Consider the following 346-nt stretch of genomic DNA (forward strand, 5'->3'; position numbering starts at 1 on the left):
AAGGCGCCTTCGACTTGGCCCATGTCGATCGCCGGGTTCAGCGAGCGGCCGACATCGTGGAGGATGTCGGTGCGATCGATCAGATATTCGCCGGTCAGCGTGTCGATCGACACCTCGGTGCAGGAGGCGCCGTAGGCGAAATAATAGAAGGGCGTGCCGCGGCCGGCCTTGCGGTCCCAGTGAATCTTCGGCGTCTTGTAGAAGCCGGCGGCGGAAAGCTGGACGCGGGCGAGATAGGCCTGCTTGATGAAATCGGGGAAGGGGATCTCGATCTCGCCGACGCGCACGCGGTTCGGCAGGAAGACGACGTCGGCGGCACCAACATCCCATTTCTCGGCGGCAACGG

Annotated in this window: 1 protein-coding gene; it reads right to left on the bottom strand. The window is 63.9% G+C overall.

Annotated features, from left to right (window positions below; all coding sequences use genetic code 11):
- On the bottom strand, positions 1-346 hold a 346-nt coding region (locus tag EOD29_RS30855; RefSeq protein ID WP_164763894.1), incomplete at both ends, for a molybdopterin cofactor-binding domain-containing protein.

The sequence above is a fragment of the Mesorhizobium sp. M1A.T.Ca.IN.004.03.1.1 genome, from assembly GCF_003997555.1.
Lineage (GTDB): Bacteria > Pseudomonadota > Alphaproteobacteria > Rhizobiales > Rhizobiaceae > Mesorhizobium.